A 19,397-nucleotide genomic window follows, 5' to 3' on the forward strand; every position below is an offset into this window, starting at 1 on the left:
GCTACCCCTTCGGCGTGGGGGAGCCCTCGCGGAGGGGGGTGCCCACGTCGCGCAGATGGGCCAGCGCCTCGCGCCAGGACGCGACGAGCCCCGTCTCGTGGTACGGGACCCCGATCTCCGCGCAGTAGTCCCGCACCAGCGGCTGCGCCTTGCGCAGATGGGGGCTCGGCATGCTGGGGAAGAGATGGTGCTCGATCTGGTAGTTGAGCCCGCCCAGCGCCAGGTCGGTGAGGAGTCCGCCGCGCACGTTGCGCGAGGTGAGCACCTGACGGCGCAGGAAGTCGGGCCGTTCGTCGCCCTTGAGGGTGGGCATGCCCTTGTGGTTGGGCGCGAAGATGCTGCCCAGGTAGACGCCGAACACCGCGTGGTGGACGAAGAGCACCGCGAAGGCCATACCGACCGGCAGCGCCCAGAACAGCGCCCCCAGATACGCGGCAGTGTGCACCAGAAGCAGCCCGCCCTCCAGCCACCTGCGCTTCATATGCGGCTGGCGCAGCGCACGGAAGCTGGAGACGTGCAGATTGAAGCCCTCCAGCGTCAGCAGGGGGAAGAACAGCGCGGCCTGGTGCCGTCCGATGAACCGCGGCAGCCCACGCGCCTCGGCCGCCTGTTCCCGCGACCAGACGAGGATGTCGGGCGCGACGTCCGGGTCGAGGTCCTCGTGGTTGGGGTTGGCGTGGTGCCGGGTGTGCTTGTTCATCCACCAGCCGTACGACATCCCTATGCACAGGTTGCCGACGGCCCGGCCGAACAGTTCACCGGCCCGGCGGCCGCGGAAGACCTGGCGGTGCGCCAGGTCATGGGCGACCAGCGCCAGCTGGCCGTAGACCACGCCCAGATACGCGGCGACGGCGAGCTGCCACCATGAGGCACCCACGGTGAAGAGGGCCACCCAGCCGGCGGCGAACGCCAGCCCGACGAGGGTGAGGCGTACGGCGTAGTAGAGCGGCCTGCGGGTCATCAGCCCGGCCGCCGAGATCCGTGCGGAGAGCCGGGAGAAGTCGCTGCCCGGCCGCCCGGCGCCGGAGCCGTCGGAAGCGGCAAGCGGCTGCGGTGCGTCGATCGCTGTCGTCATACCCGCGAGCCTTCCGGCTGCGGGCCGCTGCCGACAGCCGCCCAGCCCGCCTGTCGGGGCGGGGGTCTGGCCTCCTGGACGGGTGTAGCTAGCTACACCCGTCCTCCGGGTCATCCCGGAGAGTCTTCCCGGGGAACGCCCCGTAGGGGACGGTCAGTAGTCCTGGTCGGAGGCCCCGGCGCCGAGCGCTGCACCGTGCACCTTCTGGAGGTGGAGCTGCCGGGTGAGCCGGAGGACCGGACGGACCAACAGCTCCACGCTGCCGAACACGAAGCACCACGTTCCGGTACCGGTCCAGTCCGGCGAGAAGAACATGATGCTGCCGATGAGGAACCAGACGGCGATCAGTACGTCGTTGGCAATGCTGGCCGCCTCATAGCGCTGCCGGACGACCAGCTCCTCCTTGCCGATGTGCAAAGTGAGACTGCCGCTCTTGTGGTGATGTGGGGGATTTTGCGACACGGTCCAGGACGCTACACGGTCGAGGACGTGACGCCGACGGTCAGCCGCTGTGGTGCAGCGCCTTGGCGGTCGCCGGGTCGGCCGGGAGGAAAGTCTCCACCGCCAGCTCGGAGACGGTCACATCCAGGGGCGTGTTGAAGGTGGCGATGGTGGAGATGAACGAGAGGGTCTGCCCGCCGTGCTCGATGACCATGGGAAGGGCGAACCGCTGTTCCTCCGCGAAGGCCGGCGCCGGGTCGGCGCCCCCGGGCACCGGATACGCGGCGACCTCGTCGTGCAGGGCGCGCAGAGCGGGGGAGCGGTGCAGGGCCAGCTGTCGGCTCATCTGGTCCAGCAGATGGCCCCGCCACTCGGCGAGGTTGCGGATACGGGGCGCCAGGCCCTCGGGGTGCAGAGTGATCCGCATGGCGTTCAACGGGGGCTCCAGCAGATGCGGCGCCACTCCCTCCAGCAGCGCCGCGATGCCCTGGTTGGCGGCCACCACCGTGTAGCAGCCGTCCAGCACCAGCGCGGGGTACGGCTCGTACGCGGCGACCATCCTCCCCAGCGCGCCGCGCACCTGATCCAGGGCCGGGTCGTCCAACGGGGTCGCGGCGAAGGCCGGTGCGAAGCCCGCGGCCAGCAGCAGTGTGTTGCGCTCCCGCACCGGAACGTCCAGCGTGGCGGCCAGCTTCAGCACCATGTCGCGGCTGGGCGCGGTGCGTCCGGTCTCGATGAAGCTGATGTGCCGCGCGGAGGAGTCGGCGCGCAGCGCCAGTTCGAGCTGGCTGAGCCCCGCGCGCTCGCGCCACTCGCGTAGCAGCACCCCTACGGTGGGCGCGTCGGCGGGTCCTTCGGTCACAGCGGTCATGGACCAGACGGTAACCGAACCCGCGTGGCACGCTGGGGCCCTGGACCGGACGACAAGCAGACCGCGCAGCCGACCCGAGGAAGGGAAACCCCCATGGCGCCCCAGCCGCTGACCCCCGAGGAGACCGAGCAGGCGCTGGCCGGTCTTCCGCACTGGACGACCGACGGCGACAGCGTCTCCCGTTCCTACTCCCTCGGCGGTCACCTCCCGGCCGCCGCGATGGCCATGCACATCGCCGCGATCCAGGAGGAGCTGAACCACCACTCAGACCTGACGCTGGGCTACAACTCGCTCTCTGTGACGGTCAACACCCACAGCGTCGGCGGCCGCATCACCGAGCTGGACATCGCACTGGCCCGGCGGATCGAGGAAATCGCACCGGGCCACGGAGCCAGCTAGCGCAGGGGAGACGCGCCCCGTAGGGGCGCGAGGAACTGCGCGATCAGCCACAACGTACGTACAGTCCGCACGCTTCGGCCAGGGGCACCCCCCTCACCGGAAATGTGTCAGTCGCCCAGCCAGTTCATCGTGTCCGGGTCGGGGCCGATCCGGCTGTCGGTGTTCAGCTCCCCGATCCGGGCCATGTCCTCACCGCTCAGCTCGAAGTCGAAGACGTCGACGTTCTCGCGCACCCGGGACGGGGTGACCGACTTCGGGATCACCACATTGCCCAGCTGAAGGTGCCAGCGCAGCACCACCTGGGCGACGGTCTTGCCGTGCCGGCCGGCGATCTCGCTCAGCGTGGGGTCGTCGAGCAGGTCGCCGCCCTGGCCGAGCGGCGACCACGCCTCGGTGGCGATGCCGTGGTCCGCGTGGAAGGCACGCGGCACGGACTGCTGGAGCCGGGGATGCAGCTCGATCTGGTTGACGGCCGGGACGGTGCCGCCCAGCTCGATGAGGCGGTTGATGTGTGTCGGCTGGAAGTTGGAGACGCCGATGGCGCGGGCCCGCCCGTCGGCGTAGAGCTTCTCGAAGGCGCGCCAGGTGTCCTCGTACTTGTCGACGTCCGGCATCGGCCAGTGGATCAGGTACAGATCCACGAAGTCCAGGCCGAGCCGGTCGAGGGAGGTGTCGAAGGCGCGCAGAGTCGTGTCGAAGCCCTGCTCGGAGTTCCACAGCTTGGTGGTGATGAACAGCTCGTCGCGGGGCAGGCCGGATGCGGCGATGGCGCGGCCCACGCCCTCCTCGTTCTCGTACACCGCCGCCGTGTCGATGCTGCGGTAGCCGGACTCCAGCGCCGTGGTCACCGCCGTCGCCGCCTCGTCGGCCGGCACCTGCCAGACGCCGAAGCCGAGCTGCGGCATCGCGACGCCGTTGTTGAGCGTGGTGGTGGGAACGTTGCTCACGCGATGGGTCCTTACGTTCGTCGTTCTGCCTTGTCGGCGATTGTTCTCCGGTGTTCGTTCGCCCCGGGTCAACGATCTGCGCCGGACATCTGTTCCTTGTCGAACGCGAGTTTGTTCAGTTCCGGTACAGAGCCTCGATCTCGGATGCGTACGCCGCCTCGATCGCCCCCCGGCGCAGCTTCAGCGAGGGTGTCAGCAGCCCGTCCTCCTCGGTGAAGGGCGCTGCGAGGATGCGGAAGGTGCGGATGGACTCCGCCTGGGAGACCTGGGTGTTCGCCGCGACGACCGCCCTGCGCATCTCCGTCTCCAGATCCTCGTCCTGCAGCAGCTCGGCAGGGTCCAGCTCCGGTTTGTCCCGCATGGCGAGCCAGTGCTGCACCGCCTCCTGGTCGAGGGTGAGCAGTGCGGAGATGTACGGCCGGTCGTTGCCCAAAACGATGCACTGGCCGACCAGCGGGTGCTCACGGACGCGTTCCTCCAGCTGGCCGGGGGAGACGCTCTTGCCGCTGGAGGTGACCAGGATCTCCTTCTTGCGCCCGGTGATCGTCAGATAGCCGTCGTCGTCCAGGACCCCCAGATCGCCGGTGGCGAACCAGCCGTCGCGCAGCGTGCTCCCGGTGGCACGTGCGTTGTTCAGATAACCGCCGAAGATCTGTCCGCCGTGCAACAGGATCTCACCGTCCTCGGCGATCCGCACGGTGGTGCCCGGCACCGGCTGACCGACCGTGCCGAAGCGGGGGCGCTCGGGCGGGTTGGCGACGGCGGCGGCCGTCGTCTCCGTCAACCCGTACCCCTCGAAGATCCGCATCCCGGCGCCGTCGAAGAACAATCCCAGCCGGCGCTCCATCGCGGAGCCGCCGGACATGGCGTACCGGCACCGGCCGCCCATGGCGTCGCGCAGCTTGGTGTAGACGAGCTTTTCGTAGAGCTGGTGCTGCATACGCAGCGAGGCGCCGGGGCCCGGACCGGTGCCGAACGCCTTGTGCTCGACCGCCTCGGCATACCGCACCGCCACGTCCACGGCCTTCTCGAACGGGCCGAGCTTGCCCTCGGACTCGGCCTTGCGGTGTGCGCTCTGGAAGATCTTTTCGAACAGGTGCGGCACCGCTTGGACGAAGGTGGGCCGGAATGCCGCCAGATCGGGCAGCAGCGCCCGCGCCGTCATCTGCGGCTGGTGCCCCACCTTGAGCCCGGCCCGCACCGCCGCGACCTCCACCATGCGGCCGAAGACATGGGCCAGCGGCAGAAACAGCAGCAGCGAGCCCTGTTCGCCGGGCTTGGCGCTGAAGACCCCGTCGTAGCGGGCGATGATGTTGTCCGTCTCGGCCATGAAGTTGGCGTGGGTGATCACGCATCCCTTGGGGCGGCCGGTGGTGCCCGAGGTGTAGATGATGGTGGCGACCGTGTCCGGGGTGAGCGCGAGGCGGTGCCGGTGGACGACCTCGTCCTCGATGTGCGCCCCCGCGGCCATCAGCTCCTGCACGGCCCCCGCGTCGAGCTGCCACAGCTTCCTCAGCCGCGGCAGCTGGTCGATCACCGAGCCGACGGTCATCGCATGGTCCTCGTGCTCGACCACGGCGGCCGTCACCTCGGCGTCGTACAGCATCCAGGCCACCTGCTCGGCCGAGGAGGTCGGATAGACGGGTACGGACTGGGCGCCGACCGCCCACAGCGCGAAGTCCAGCAGGGTCCACTCGTAGCGGGTGCGCGACATCAGCGCCACGCGGTCCCCGAACCGGACACCCTGGGCCAGCAATCCCTTCGCGACCGCTACGACCTCGTCCCGGAACCGGGCAGCCGGTACGTCCTGCCAGTTGCCTTCCGGGTCCTTACGTGCCAGCAGCGGCAGCTGTGGGGTCCGGTCGGCGTGCCCGAAGACGGCATCGGCCACCCCGCCAACCTGGGGCGTCGTCACCAGGGCCGGAACGGTGAACTCGCGCAAAGACTCTGCTCCTCGACTGCACAGTGACATGTGCCACCGCGCGAGTGACCGTATCCGATCGGGCATGGTGATCGGGAGGGGTGTCGCTGCAGGTCAGTCGGTCAATTGGGACAGTTCGCCGCCGTGCTCACAGATGGCCGCGAGGTTGTTTCCTCGTCCGCCGCGTTTCTCCACGGAACCTTCGCGAGGCGAAGCGGACTCTTCGTGAGACACGTGTGTTACTGGGGGTAGGTGTGACAGAAGGGGCACCCCCTTCGCGGCAACCCTAGAGCGCCGGAAGATCCCCGTGCGGGGTCGGGTCGTACGTACAAGGTGAGAACGTGCGGCCCTCCAGCGGTCCGGACCCGGGGTGGGTCTCCGTCCAGGTGAGCGCCACCTCGTCGCCGTTCCGCTCCGCATTCAGATACCTGCGCGTGTTCTCGTGCGAGAACTCGGTGATATGCCAGCCGTGGCGGCGCAGATACGCGGCGGTGCGGCGCAGTGCCGGCTTCGCCTCCGCCTCGGAGACGTCCGCCACCTCCCAGGCGTGAGCCAGGAAGAACGCGCCCGGGACCGGCTTCTCCAGCCAGTTCTCCAGCCCGTCCGCATAGCAGGAGCCCGGGCCTACATCGACGCCGGGGTCGGAGCCGGTCCACTGCCTGCCCCACCCGTCAGTGTCAGGGCCGCCGAGGCGGAGCGCCCCGGTCACCGCCGCCGAGGTGCCCGTGATCCGGCGGGCCACGGTCTCCGGTTCGGCTTCCGGGTAGTCCTCCGGGATGGCCTGCGCGATCAGATACGCGCCGATGCCCCCGGCGACAAGCAGGAACGGCGCGGCGAGCAACGCGACACAGCCGAACTTGGCCGCCCGCGCGGCCTTCGGGCCCCGCCGCCTCGCTGCATCCTCGGTCTCCCCCTGCGCATCCACGCAGGGCAGACTACGGTCGGACCACGCGGCGGGCACATCCGTACGAAGACTCAGCCGGTGCTCACCGGAAGGGCCAGCCGGTGCGCACCCGCGTAGATGTTCATCGAAGCGCCGCGCAGGAAGCCGACCAGGGTCAGGCCCGACTCCTCGGCCAGATCGACGGCGAGCGACGACGGCGCGGAGACGGCGGCCAGCACCGGGATGCCCGCCATCACCGCTTTCTGCGCCAGTTCGAACGAGGCGCGGCCCGAGACCATCAGCAGTGCGTTCCGCAACGGCAGCGTGCCGTTCTGCGCCGCCCGGCCCACCAGCTTGTCCACGGCGTTGTGGCGGCCCACGTCCTCCGTGACGTCGAGGAGCTCGCCCGTGGGTGAGAACAGCGCCGCCGCGTGCAGCCCGCCCGTACGGTCGAACACCCGCTGGGCGGCGCGCAGCCGGTCCGGCAGCCGGGCCAGCAGCTCCGTGCTGATGCCGAGCGGCTGGTCGCCGTCGAGCTCCCAGCGTGCCGTGGTGCGGACCGCCTCCAGGCTGGCCTTGCCGCACAGTCCGCACGAGGACGTGGTGTAGACGTTGCGCTCCAGAGTGGCGAGGTCCGGCGCCGGTACGTGCGGGGCCAGGCGGACGTCGACGGTGTTGTAGGTGCTGGCGCCGTCCTCGTCGCGGGCGCTGTCGCAGTAGACGATGGCGGCGATGTCGTCGGCCGCCGAGGCGATCACGCCCTCGCTGACGAGGAAGCCCGCCGCGAGCGCGAAGTCGTCGCCCGGGGTGCGCATGGTGACCGCGAGCGGTTTCCCGTCGAGCCGGATCTCCAGGGGTTCCTCCGCGACGAGGGTGTCCGGCCGTGTGCTGACGGCGCCGTCCCGGATGCGGACGACGGGGCGTCGCGCGGTGACCCTGCCCATGTGCCCTCACCTCCTGGTGGGTCCGACCCTAAGGGAACCGGTCTCCTCCCGGTGAGCCCGAGCTTTGTCCATTCTCGGGAAGAAGTCGAACCAGTTCGTGCAGAACTTCTTCCCAACCCCGGCCGCCACTGCTACGTTCCCCGTGCATTCCCGGACGTGACGCCGACACATACGGCTGGAGGGGTAGCGGTGAGGCGCATGACTGCACGGCCCGCGAACGCGCACCAGGCGCGGCTGCTCCGCCTGCTGCGTGACGGCGGCCCCCGGTCGCGCGCCGAACTCGGGGACCGCGTCGACCTGTCCCGCTCCAAGCTGGCCGTCGAGGTCGACCGGCTGCTGGAGACGGGGCTGGTCGTCGCGGACGGCCTCGCCGCCTCGCGCGGCGGACGCCGCTCCCACAACATCCGGCTCGCACCCGGGCTCCGCTTCCTAGGAGTGGACATCGGCGCCACCTCCATCGACGTCGCCGTCACCAACCCCGAACTGGAGATCCTGGGCCACCTCAACCAGCCGATGGACGTCCGTGAGGGCCCGGTCGCGGTCTTCGACCAGGTGCTGGCGATGGTGGCCAAGCTGCGGGACACCGGGGTCGCCGAGGGCTTCGACGGTGCCGGAATCGGGGTACCCGGGCCCGTCCGCTTCCCGGAGGGCGTGCCGGTGGCGCCGCCGATCATGCCCGGCTGGGACGGCTTCCCGGTCCGGGAGGCGCTCAGCCAGGAGCTGGGGTGCCCGGTGATGGTCGACAACGACGTGAACCTGATGGCCACGGGCGAGATGCAGGCCGGAGTCGCCCGCTCGGTGCGGGACTTCTTCTGCGTCAAGATCGGCACCGGCATCGGCTGCGGCATCGTCGTCGGCGGCGAGGTGCACCGCGGGACCACCGGCAGCGCGGGCGACATCGGGCACATCCAGGTCGAGCCCGACGGCCGCCAGTGCGCCTGCGGCAACCGGGGCTGTCTGGAGGCGTACTTCGGCGGCGCAGCGCTGGCGCGGGACGCCGAGGAGGCGGCCCGCGAGGGGCGCTCGCCCGAACTGGCCCGGCTCCTGGAGGAGAACGGCCGGCTCGGCGCCGCCGACATCGCCACCGCGGCCTCCGCCGGGGACGGCACCTCGCTCGACCTCATCCGCGACGGCGGCGCCCGGGTGGGCCAGGTCATCGCGGGCCTCGTCAGCTTCTTCAACCCCAGCCTGGTGGTCATCGGCGGCGGTGTCACCGGGCTCGGCCACACCCTGCTGGCCAGCATCCGCACCCAGGTCTACCGCCAGTCGCTGCCGCTGGCGACCGGCAACCTCCCCATCGTGCTGGGTGAGTTGGGCCAGGTCGCGGGGGTGACCGGCGCCGCCCGGCTCACCAGCGACCACCTGTTCTCACCCGCGTAACGCACACACCCTCAGCGCCACACGGCCCCACCCTCGGCAACACACCGCCCCGCCTCAGCACCACACCGCCCCGCCCTCAGCACCGCACCGCCCGCCCCCTCAGTACGACGCACAGCGCAGCGCCCTGCACGGCTACCGCACAGCGAACCCCGTACGGCCCCTGGGACGGAGGTCCTGCATGCCCCTGTTGACGATGTCCGGAATAACCAAGTCGTTCCCCGGTGTCCGTGCGCTCGACGGTGTCGACCTCGATGTGGAGGAAGGCGAGGTGCACTGTCTGCTCGGCCAGAACGGGGCGGGCAAGTCCACGCTCATCAAGGTGCTCGCCGGCGCCCACCAGCCCGACGACGGCGACATCACCTGGCAGGGCAGGCCGGTGCGGCTGCCCAGCCCCGTCTCCGCGATGCGGCTGGGCATCGCCACCATCTACCAGGAACTCGACCTGGTGGAGCACGTGTCCGTGGCCGAGAACGTCTTCCTCGGCCACGAGATCGCCACCCGCGGCATCGTCCGTCCCCGCGAGGCCCGGGCCCGGACCGCTCAGTTGCTGGCCCGGCTCGGGCACCCCGAGATCGACCCGGCGGCGCTCGTGGGCTCCCTCTCCGCCGCCGGGGCGCAGATCGTGTCCATGGCCCGAGCCCTCTCGCACGACGTACGGCTGATCATCATGGACGAGCCGTCGGCGGCGCTCGACCCCGACGAGGTGGACAACCTCTTCCGGATCGTCGGGGATCTGACGGCGGACGGCGTCGCCGTCGTCTACATCTCGCACCGGCTGGAGGAGATCCGCCGCATCGGCGACCGCGTCTCGGTCCTCAAGGACGGCCGTGTCGCAGCGCGCGATCTGCCGGCGCGCACCACACCCACCGACGAGCTCGTCGCCCGGATGACCGGCCGGGACGTGCAGTACGCCTTTCCCGAGAAGGCGGTTGCCGACGCGCCCCGTGCCGAGCCGGTGCTGGTCGCGGAAGGGCTGGCCCGCGAGGGCGAGTTCGAGCCGCTCGACCTGGAACTGCGGCCCGGCGAGATCGTCGGGCTGGCCGGGCTGGTGGGCTCCGGCCGCTCGGAACTGCTGGAGACGCTGTACGGAGCGCGCCGCCCCACCGCGGGCCGCGTGCTGGTGGACGGCAAACCGTTGCGGCCCGGCAGCATCGTGGCCGCCGTACGTGCCGGTGTCGGGCTGGCGCCCGAGGAGCGCAAGTCGCAGGCGCTGCTGATGCTGGAGTCGGTCACCCGCAACGTCTCCGTCTCCTCCCTGCCCCGCTTCTCGCGCGGCGGCTGGCTCGACCGGGCGCGGGAGCGGGCCGAGGCCCGCAGGCACACCCGTGAGCTGGCGCTCAGCCCCGACGACCCCGACCGGCCGGTGCGTACCTTCTCCGGCGGCAACCAGCAGAAGGCCGTCCTCGCCCGCTGGTTGCTGCGCGGCTGCCGGGTGCTGCTGCTGGACGAGCCCACGCGCGGCGTCGATGTCGGTGCGCGTGCCGAGTTGTACGCCGTCATCCGGCGGCTCGCCGATTCCGGGGTGTGCGTGCTGCTCGTCTCCAGCGAGCTGCCCGAAGTCCTCGGGCTCGCCGACCGGGTGCTGGTCCTCCGGGAGGGCCGCGTCGTCCATACGGCTCCCTCCCATGAGCTGGACGAGCACCGGGTGCTCGACCTCGTCATGGAGGGGAGCCCCGCATGAGGGCCCGCCCCCGGGTCGGCACAAACGCACCCGCAGCCGGCGACGGCGAGTCCGCACCCGACCACCGGCCCTCCCACCCGAGAGGTGACCTCTCATGAACTCACCCGCAAGCGTGGCCAGCAAGCCGGTGCCGCCGCCGGCGAAAGAGGGCTCGGCGAAGCGCCGGGTACCCCTCGACGTGCGGCACCTCTCCCTCATCGGCGTACTGCTCGCGCTGGCAGTGGTCGGGGCGATCACCAAGCCCGACGAATTCCTGGCGGCGGAGAACCTCCGCCTCGTCCTCACGCAGGCATCGGTCATCGGCGTCGTCACCGTCGGCGTCACGTTCGTGATCATCGGCGGCGGCATCGACCTGTCCGTCGGTGCGATCGTCGCGCTCGCCTCGGTGTGGGCGACGACGGTGGCCACCCAGGACTTCGGCCTCGGCGGCATGCTGCTGTGCAGCGTGCTGGTCGGCGTCGGCTGCGGGCTGGTCAACGGTCTGCTGATCGCCTACGGGCCGATGGTGCCGTTCATCGCCACCCTCGCCATGCTCGCCTCGGCGCGCGGTCTGGCGCTGCAGATCAGCGACGGCAAGACGCAGGTCGTCGAGGTCGATGCCGTACTGGACCTGGGCGTCAAGGACGCCTACGTGCTGGGCATTCCGCCGATCGTGCTCGTCTTCGCCGTCGTCTGCGTCATCGGCTGGCTGCTGCTCAACCGCACCACCTTCGGCCGCCGTACGGTGGCCGTCGGCGGCAACCCGGAAGCCTCCCGGCTGGCAGGCATCGCCGTCAAACGGCAGCGGCTGCTGCTCTATCTGCTCTCCGGACTGTGCTGCGGTATCGCCGCGTTCATGCTGATCGTCCTCACCGGCTCCGGTCAGAACACCAACGGCAACCTCTACGAACTCGACGCCATCGCCGCGGCGATCATCGGCGGCACGCTGCTCAGCGGCGGACGCGGCACCATCCTCGGCTCGGTGCTCGGCGTCCTGGTCTTCACCACCATCACCAATCTGTTCGCCCTCAACAACCTCCAGACGGACATCCAGCAGATCGCCAAGGGCGCGATCATCGTCGCGGCCGTCCTGGTCCAGAAGGGTCGTACCTCCTCATGACTGACATCCCACGCGCACCCCGCGCGGCAACCAGCCGCAGAAGCATGCTCTTCGGCACCGCGGCAGCGGGCGCTGCCCTGCTGGCCACGGGCTGCACCAGCAACGAGAACAACGACGAGGGCAAGGAGTCGGCAGGCGCCGAAGTCGCCGACTCCAAGCCAGGCAAGAAGGTCACCATCGGCTTCGCCGGCCCGCAGGCCGACCACGGCTGGCTCAACGCCATCACCACCCAGGCCAAGAACCGGGCCAAGAAGTACCAGGACGTCACCCTGGAAGCCACCGAGGGCTCCAACGACAACGCCACCCAGGTCGGCCAGATCGAGACGCTCATCAACAAGAAGGTCGACGTGCTGGTCGTGCTGCCGGCCGACGGCAAGGCGCTCACCCAGGTCGGCCTCAAGGCGATGCGTGCCGGAATACCCGTCGTCAATCTCGACCGGATCTTCTCCTCGCAGCAGGCGTACCGCTGCTGGATCGGCGGCGACAACTACGGCATGGGCCTCAACGCCGGGCACTACATCGGCGAACAGCTCAAGGACAAGAAGAAGGCCAAGGTCGTCGAGCTGGCCGGGATCGACAACCTGGAGCTCACCCGCGAGCGCACCAAGGGGTTCGACGACGCGCTCAAGAACTACCCCAACATCAAGAAAGTCGCCCGGCAGGCCGCCGAGTTCACCGTCGAGTCCGGGCAGAAGAAGATGTCCGAACTCCTCCAGGCGCAGAAGAGCTTCGACGCGCTGTGGAACCACGACGACGACCAGGGCGTCGGCGCCGAACGCGCCATCAAGCAGGCCGGCAGGGACGACTTCCTGATGGTCGGCGGCGCCGGATCCAAGCGCGTCATGCAGGCCATCAAGGACGACGACAGCGTCATCAAGGCCACCGTCCTCTACCCGCCCACCATGGCCGCCTCCGCCATCGACCTGGCCCGCGCCCTCGGCCAGGGCAAGGGCATCGCAGGCATGGCCGAGTACGAGATTCCGGCCCAAGTCACCCTCTACTCCGCCGTCGTGACCAAGAAGAACGTCGACGAATACCTCCCGATCGGCTTCACCTGACGGACAGCCCGCCCCGTTGACGCAGATCTGGGGGTACCTCCCGGCCGAAGGCCGGGGGAGGCCCCCGAGAGGGAGGACTCAATGCCGTACGACAGCACCGCGCCCGCCGCTGCGCCGCCCCTCGGCGTGGGCATGGTCGGCTACGCCTTCATGGGCCAGGCGCACTCGCAGGGCTGGCGCACCGTGGGGCGGGTCTTCGACCTGCCGCTGAGCCCGGCGATGGCCGCCGTGTGCGGGCGCGACCCCGCGGCCGTACGCTCCGCGGCCGGACGGCTGGGCTGGGCCGCCGCCGAGACCGACTGGCGGGCGCTGATCGCCCGGCCGGACGTCCAGCTCGTCGACATCTGCACCCCCGGCGACAGCCACGCCGAGATCGCCATCGCCGCGCTGGAGGCCGGCAAGCACGTGCTGTGCGAGAAGCCGCTCGCCAACACCGTCGAGGAGGCGGAGGCCATGCGGCCGCAGCCCGTGCGGCGCGGGCCCGTGGTCAGGTCGCCATGGTCGGCTTCAACTACCGTCGTACGCCAGCGCTGGCGCTCGCCCGCCGCATGGTGGCGGACGGCAGACTGGGGGAGCTGCGGCACGTAAGGGTCAGCTACCTCCAGGACTGGCTGGTCGACCCGGCCTTCCCGCTCGCCTGGCGGCTCCGCAAGGAGGCCGCGGGGTCCGGCGCACTCGGCGACCTCGGCGCACACGCCGTCGACCTCGCCCAGCATCTGGCGGGCTCTCATCTGGCGGGCGTCTCCGCGCAGACCGAGACGTTCGTACGGGAGCGCCCGCTGCGGCAGGGCGCTCCTGACGGGGAGCTGGGCCAGGTCACGGTGGACGACGCGGCGGTCTTCACCGGGCGGCTCGACTCGGGCGCTCTCGCCTCCTTCGAGGTCACGCGTGTTGCGGCGGGCCGTAAGAACGCGCTGCGGGTGGAGCTGAACGGCACCCTCGGCTCGCTCGCCTTCGACCTGGAGCGCCTCAACGAGCTCCAGTTCCACGATCACACTCAGACCGCTGAGGAGGCCGGGTTCCGCCGCATCCTCGTCACCGAGCACGACCATCCATACCTGGAGGGGTGGTGGCCGCCCGGCCACGGTCTGGGCTACGAGCACACCTTCACCCACCAGGCCCGCGACCTGGTGCACGCCATTGCGGACGGTACCCAGCCGGAGCCTTCCTTTGATGACGGGTTGCAGGTGCAGTGTGTGCTGGCCGCCGTCGAGGAGAGTGCGGAGAGGGATTGCGTCTATACGCCGGTGCCGGCTGGGTCGTTGCGGTGAGTGCCCCTGTCCGTCGCCGGCGGGCTGCGGGTCGCGTTGTGGTTGCGCGCGCCCACGCGGCGGAGCCGCAGATAGACACAGTCCCGCGCCCCTTCGGGGCGCGCATCCCGAACCTAGGAGGTCACCATGGCACGTAAGTTCACTCTGTTCACCGGGCAGTGGGCGGATCTGCCACTGGAGGAGGTCTGTCGGCTGGCCCGCGAGTTCGGCTACGACGGCTTGGAACTGGCCTGCTGGGGAGACCACTTCGAGGTCGACAAGGCGCTGCACGAACCCGGCTACGTGGACGGCAGGCGGCAACTGCTGGACAAGTACGGGCTGGAGTGCTGGGCCATCTCCAACCACCTGACCGGCCAGGCCGTCTGCGACAGCCCGATCGACGAGCGCCACAAGGCCATCGTCGCCCCGCGGATCTGGGGCGACGGCGAGCCGGAGGGCGTACGGCAAAGGGCAGCCGAGGAGATGAAGGACACCGCGCGGGCCGCCGCCGCGCTCGGCGTACGCACCGTCATCGGCTTCACCGGTTCCTCCATCTGGCACCTGGTGGCCATGTTCCCGCCGACGCCGCCCGAGATGGTCGAGCGCGGCTACACGGACTTCGCCGAGCGGTGGAACCCCATCCTCGATGTCTTCGACGCGGAGGGCGTGCGGTTCGCCCACGAGGTGCACCCCAGCGAGATCGCGTACGACTACTGGACCACCCAGCGCGCCCTGGAGGCCGTCGAGCACCGTCCCGCCTTCGGGCTCAACTTCGACCCCTCGCACTTCGTGTGGCAGGACCTCGATCCGGTCGGCTTCCTCTACGACTACCGGGACCGCATCTACCACGTCGACTGCAAGGAGGCCCGCCGCCGGCTGGACGGCCGCAACGGCCGGCTGGGCTCCCACCTCCCGTGGGGCGACCCGCGCCGCGGCTGGGACTTCGTCTCCGCCGGGCACGGCGATGTCGCCTGGGAAGACGTCTTCCGCATGCTGCGGGCCATCGGCTACGAGGGCCCCGTCTCCGTCGAGTGGGAGGACGCGGGGATGGACCGGCTGGCCGGTGCCCCCGAGGCGCTGGCCCGGCTGCGGGCCTTCGACTACGACCCGCCGAGCGCCTCCTTCGACGCCGCCTTCGGCAACTGAGCTTCGGCGCCCCGGGGTTGGGGGCCCGCTCCTGCCTCTGCTTTGTCCTGAGTGAGGACAAAATCAAGGCCCCGCATGTCAAAGGGGTTCCCGCCCTGGACAAACGCGGCTACCGTCCTTGAGGCGTACGGGACAAGAGCGCGCCCCCTCCACGAAGCGCAGGCGCAGCGCAACGCACGCCACAGCACGGCACACCACGCCACAGCACAGCACGGCACGGCACGGCACGGCACCGATACGACGGCATCCACCCCCGTTCCCTCCCAGGGAGGAACCGCTGTGCACACAAGACCCCGCAGACAACGAAGTCTCCGCACCCGCATGGCAGCCCTCGCCACCGCCCTCGTGGTCAGCGGCGCGACTGCCGTAGCCGCGCAGGCGGCACCCACCACCCCGGCCCCGGCGGCGTCCGGGGAAAAGGCACAGGCAGCCGAGTTCCAGCAAGTGACCCTGGCCAAAGGCGTGGCGGAGACGGGCGAGCCGATGACGATGGCCGTCCTCCCCGACCGCTCGGTGCTGCACACCGCACGCGAGGGCACCGTCCGGCTGACCGACGCGAAGGGCAACACGAAGGTCGCCGGCGAGCTCGACGTCTACAGCCACGACGAGGAGGGGCTCCAAGGCGTCGGTGTCGACCCGCACTTCACCAAGAACCGCTTCGTCTACCTCTACTACGCGCCACCGCTGAACACCCCGGAGGGCGATGCGCCGGACACCGGTACAGCTGCGGACTTCAAGAAGTTCGACGGCGTCAACCGGCTCTCCCGGTTCGTGCTCAAGAAGGACGGCACGCTGGACAAGGCCAGCGAGAAGAAGGTCCTCGACGTACCCGCCAACCGCGGCACCTGCTGCCATGTGGGCGGTGACATCGCGTTCGACTCCAAGGGCAATCTGCTGCTGTCCACCGGTGACGACTCCAACCCGTTCCAGTCGGACGGCTTCACCCCCATCGACGAGCGCGCGGAACGCAACCCGGCCTTCGACGCGCAGCGTTCGGCGGGCAACACCAACGACCTGCGCGGCAAGATCCTCCGGATCAAGGTCAGGAACGACGGGTCGTACAAGATCCCCAAGGGCAACCTCTTCGCGCCGGGCACCGGAAAGACCCGGCCCGAGATCTACGCGATGGGCTTCCGCAACCCGTTCCGGATGACCGTCGACAAGAAGACCGACACCGTCTACCTCGGCGACTACGGCCCCGACGCGGGCGCCGCCGACCCGAAGCGCGGCCCGGCCGGGCAGGTCGAGTTCGCCCGGGTCACCGGTCCTGGCAACTACGGCTGGCCGTACTGCGTCGGCAAGAACGACGCTTACGTCGACTACGACTTCGCCAGCGGCGCCTCCGGCGAGAAGTTCGACTGCGCCGCACCGAAGAACACCTCGCCGCGCAACACCGGGCTGACGAAGCTCCCCGCGGCCAAGGCCGCCTGGATTCCCTACGACGGCAAGTCCGTACCGGAGTTCGGCGACGGCTCCGAGTCCCCGATGGGCGGCCCCGTCTACCGCTACGACGCGGGCTCCGACTCCCAGGCGAAGTTCCCCAAGGAGTACGACGGTGACTTCTTCGCCGGCGAGTTCGGCCGCCGCTGGCTCAAGCGCATCGAGCAGGACAAGAACGGCGGCAACGTGAAGATCAACGACTTCCCGTGGTCCGGCACCCAGGTCATGGACATGGACTTCGGCCCCGACGGAGCGCTGTACGTCCTGGACTACGGCACCGGCTACTTCAACGGCGACGAGAACTCCGCCCTCTACCGCATCGAGAACGCCACCGAGGGCCACACCCCCGTCGTCTCGGCCAACAGCGATGTGAGCGACGGACAGGCACCGCTGAAGATCGCCTTCACCTCCAAGGCGACCGACGAGGACGGCGACGAGCTCAAGCTGAGCTGGGACTTCGGGGACGGCGCCACCTCCACCGAGGCGAACCCGACCCACACCTACGAGGCGAACGGCACCTACACCGCGACCGTCACCGCCGAGGACGCCTCCGGCCGCACCGGATCCTCGAGCGTGCACGTCACCGTCGGCAACACGGCGCCCAAGGTCGAACTGAAGCTCCCGGCCGACGGCCGGCCGTTCTCCTTCGGCGACGAGATCCCCTTCGAAGTGCAGGTAACCGACCCCGAGGACCCGCAGATCGACTGCTCCCGGGTCGAGGTCGCCTACGTCCTCGGCCACGACAGCCACGGCCACCCGCTGACCTCCGCCAAGGGCTGCAAGGGCACCATCAAGACACTGGCCGACGGCGAACACGACCCGAACGCCAATATCTTCGGTGTCTTCGACGCCTCCTACACCGACGGCGGCGCGAACGGCCAGCCCCCGCTGACCAGCCACGGGCAGAGCATCCTCCAGCCCAAGCACCGCCAGGCCGAGCACTTCTCGGCTGCCGCGGACGGCGTCACCAAGGGCGAGGCGGCAGGTGCCGAGGGCGGCAAGGCGGTCACCGGAGCCAAGAACGGCCAATGGATCTCCTACGACCCCTACCGGCCCGGTGACGTCACCAAGCTCACCGCCCGGGTGGCCGGCAAGGCGACCGGCGCCATCGAGGTCCGGGCGGGCGCACCCGACGGCACGCTGCTGGGCACCGCCAATGTCTCCGCGACGGACGGCTGGACGGACGTGAGCACCGACATCACCGGTGTGCCCGAGGGCGCCGACAAGCTCTACCTCGTCTTCAAGGGAGGCGAGGGAGCGCTCTTCGACCTCGACAGTTTCACCGTCACGACCGGATGAGGGGAGGAGCCATGACCAGCACAGCACACAGCCGCCGCGCTTCCCTCACCGCGGCTGCCGCCGCGCTGCTGGCCGGAGCGTTCGCGGTGCCGAGCCAGGCGGCGGAATCCCAGGCGGCGCCCCTTGCGGAGCCCCGTGCGGAGCAGAGCAAGGTGCTCGTCTTCTCCAAGACCGCCGGGTTCCGGCACGACTCCATCCCCGACGGGATCGCCGCCGTCCGGCAGCTCGGCGCGGAGCACGGCTTCGGCGTCGACGCGACGGAGGACGCCGCTGCCTTCACACCGAAGAAGCTGGCGCAGTACGACGCGGTCGTCTTCCTGTCGACGACCGGTGATGTGCTGAACGAGGGCCAGCAGCGGGCGTTCGAGAAGTACATCGGCGACGGCGGCGGCTACGTGGGCGTGCACGCCGCCGCCGACACCGAGTACGACTGGAAGTGGTACGGCGGGCTGGCCGGGGCCTACTTCGAGTCGCACCCGGCGATCCAGCCCGCCACCACGAAGATCGAGGACCGCGGCCATCCGGCCACCGCCCACCTGGGCGAGAGCTGGAACCGTACCGACGAGTGGTACAACTACCGTTCCAACCCGCGCAAGAAGGCCCACGTGCTGGCAGCGCTGGACGAGGGCTCGTACACCGGCGGCACCATGGGCGGGGACCATCCGCTGGCCTGGTGCCAGGAGTACGCCGGGGGCCGTGCCTTCTACACCGGTGCGGGCCACACCAAGGAGTCCTACGCCGACCCCGCCTTCCGGCAGCACCTGCTGGGCGGTATCCAGTACGCGACGGGTGCGGTGCGGGCCGACTGCCGTCCGGAGACCGGGTACACGCCGCTGTACGACGGCCACGGTCTGGACGGCTGGAAACAGGCGGGCCCCGGTTCGTTCGAGGAGAGCCCGGACGGCACGCTCACCACACGCGGCGGCATGGGGCTGCTGTGGTACGCGGCGCGCGAGTTCGGCTCGTACTCGCTGAAGCTCGACTGGAAGATGGCGAGTGCGGGCGGGGACGACAACTCCGGTGTCTTCGTCGGCTTCCCCGCCTCCGACGACCCCTGGTCGGCGGTCGAGAAGGGGTACGAGATCCAGATCGACGCCTCCGACGTCGAGGAGAAGACGACGGGCGCCGTGTACGGATTCCAGTCGGCGGACCTCGATGCGCGGGACGCGGCGCTGAATCAGCCGGGGGAGTGGAACACCTATGAGATACGCGTCGAGGGCGAACGGCTCCGGGTGTTCCTGAACGGCGCCCTCGTCAACAACTTCACGAACGCCGATCCGGCGCGGAGCCTCAAGGACGGGTATGTGGGGCTCCAGAATCATGGGGAGGGGGACGAAGTCGCTTTCCGCAACGTGCGTGTGAGGGAGCTCCGCTGATCCCACCCACCCACCCGTACGGCGGCGACGGCGGGTTGTGGTCCCCAGCCGCCCCCGTCCCCCGCCCGCGGGTGGGTGGGGGTACACGTCCCTCACACCCACCCCCCCACCCATGACTGCCCCATCCCGGTTGTGGGCAATCGTCCCGCTGGGCTGGGGGCACCTCCCGGCCGGAGGCTGGGGGAGG

General features: G+C 70.1%; 15 protein-coding genes and 1 pseudogene. 9 read left to right on the forward strand and 7 right to left on the reverse strand.

What is annotated here, in order from left to right; genetic code table 11:
- Position 1 precedes the first annotated feature (1 nt).
- From ACTWQF_RS21050 to ACTWQF_RS21060, 3 genes are all read right to left on the reverse strand, one after another.
- Positions 2-1,075: a fatty acid desaturase family protein gene (locus ACTWQF_RS21050; protein WP_443281144.1), complete on the reverse strand. Its 1,074-nt coding sequence runs from the start codon at positions 1,073-1,075 to the stop codon at positions 2-4.
- A gap of 153 nt (positions 1,076-1,228) precedes the next feature.
- Entirely contained in the window at positions 1,229-1,537 is a 309-nt protein-coding gene (locus ACTWQF_RS21055) for a YrhK family protein (protein WP_443281145.1), read from the reverse strand.
- Between the two features lie 40 nt (positions 1,538-1,577).
- Positions 1,578-2,387, reverse strand: a complete 810-nt coding sequence (locus ACTWQF_RS21060; RefSeq protein ID WP_443281146.1) for a helix-turn-helix domain-containing protein — start codon at positions 2,385-2,387, stop codon at positions 1,578-1,580.
- 93 nt (positions 2,388-2,480) lie between these two features.
- Here ACTWQF_RS21060 and ACTWQF_RS21065 point away from each other — a divergent pair, with 93 nt between their 5' ends.
- A complete protein-coding gene (locus tag ACTWQF_RS21065; RefSeq protein ID WP_443281147.1) occupies positions 2,481-2,786 on the forward strand; it encodes a 4a-hydroxytetrahydrobiopterin dehydratase in 306 nt (101 codons plus the stop codon).
- A gap of 107 nt (positions 2,787-2,893) precedes the next feature.
- Here ACTWQF_RS21065 and ACTWQF_RS21070 read toward each other — a convergent pair whose 3' ends face one another.
- The 4 genes from ACTWQF_RS21070 to fdhD all read right to left on the reverse strand — a co-directional run bounded on the left by ACTWQF_RS21070 (position 2,894) and on the right by fdhD (position 7,481).
- Entirely contained in the window at positions 2,894-3,733 is an 840-nt protein-coding gene (locus ACTWQF_RS21070; RefSeq protein WP_443281148.1) for an aldo/keto reductase, read from the reverse strand.
- Between the two features lie 115 nt (positions 3,734-3,848).
- A complete protein-coding gene (locus ACTWQF_RS21075) occupies positions 3,849-5,675 on the reverse strand; it encodes an AMP-dependent synthetase/ligase (RefSeq protein ID WP_443281149.1) in 1,827 nt (608 codons plus the stop codon).
- Between the two features lie 265 nt (positions 5,676-5,940).
- Complete coding sequence (locus ACTWQF_RS21080) at positions 5,941-6,579, reverse strand: hypothetical protein (RefSeq protein WP_443281150.1); 639 nt, start codon at positions 6,577-6,579, stop codon at positions 5,941-5,943.
- A gap of 50 nt (positions 6,580-6,629) precedes the next feature.
- Positions 6,630-7,481: a formate dehydrogenase accessory sulfurtransferase FdhD gene (gene fdhD, locus ACTWQF_RS21085; protein ID WP_443281151.1), complete on the reverse strand. Its 852-nt coding sequence runs from the start codon at positions 7,479-7,481 to the stop codon at positions 6,630-6,632.
- A 198-nt stretch (positions 7,482-7,679) separates the two neighbouring features.
- On the opposite strand from fdhD, the gene ACTWQF_RS21090 reads away from it, so the two are divergent.
- The 8 genes and pseudogenes from ACTWQF_RS21090 to ACTWQF_RS21125 all read left to right on the forward strand — a co-directional run bounded on the left by ACTWQF_RS21090 (position 7,680) and on the right by ACTWQF_RS21125 (position 19,210).
- Complete coding sequence (locus tag ACTWQF_RS21090) at positions 7,680-8,861, forward strand: ROK family protein (protein ID WP_443281152.1); 1,182 nt, start codon at positions 7,680-7,682, stop codon at positions 8,859-8,861.
- A 178-nt stretch (positions 8,862-9,039) separates the two neighbouring features.
- On the forward strand, positions 9,040-10,542 hold the full coding sequence (locus tag ACTWQF_RS21095) for a sugar ABC transporter ATP-binding protein (protein ID WP_443281153.1): 1,503 nt from the start codon (positions 9,040-9,042) through the stop codon (positions 10,540-10,542).
- A gap of 94 nt (positions 10,543-10,636) precedes the next feature.
- A complete protein-coding gene (locus ACTWQF_RS21100; protein WP_443281154.1) occupies positions 10,637-11,641 on the forward strand; it encodes an ABC transporter permease in 1,005 nt (334 codons plus the stop codon).
- Positions 11,638-12,699 carry a substrate-binding domain-containing protein gene (locus ACTWQF_RS21105; protein WP_443281155.1) on the forward strand — a complete coding sequence of 354 codons (1,062 nt, stop codon included), beginning with the start codon at positions 11,638-11,640 and terminating at the stop codon, positions 12,697-12,699. The genes ACTWQF_RS21100 and ACTWQF_RS21105 overlap by 4 nt, the downstream gene beginning before the upstream one ends.
- 81 nt (positions 12,700-12,780) lie before the next feature.
- A pseudogene (locus ACTWQF_RS21110) lies at positions 12,781-13,970 on the forward strand (Gfo/Idh/MocA family protein).
- Positions 13,971-14,096: 126 nt separating this feature from the next.
- A complete protein-coding gene (locus ACTWQF_RS21115; RefSeq protein WP_443281156.1) occupies positions 14,097-15,095 on the forward strand; it encodes a sugar phosphate isomerase/epimerase family protein in 999 nt (332 codons plus the stop codon).
- A 321-nt stretch (positions 15,096-15,416) separates the two neighbouring features.
- Positions 15,417-17,834: a PQQ-dependent sugar dehydrogenase gene (locus tag ACTWQF_RS21120; protein ID WP_443281157.1), complete on the forward strand. Its 2,418-nt coding sequence runs from the start codon at positions 15,417-15,419 to the stop codon at positions 17,832-17,834.
- A gap of 11 nt (positions 17,835-17,845) precedes the next feature.
- Positions 17,846-19,210 (forward strand): ThuA domain-containing protein, encoded by a 1,365-nt coding sequence (locus ACTWQF_RS21125; protein ID WP_443281158.1) that lies wholly within the window; start codon positions 17,846-17,848, stop codon positions 19,208-19,210.
- Positions 19,211-19,397 lie beyond the last annotated feature (187 nt).

Origin of the sequence: Streptomyces sp. 8N114, from assembly GCF_052245835.1 — a bacterium.
GTDB lineage: Bacteria > Actinomycetota > Actinomycetes > Streptomycetales > Streptomycetaceae > Streptomyces.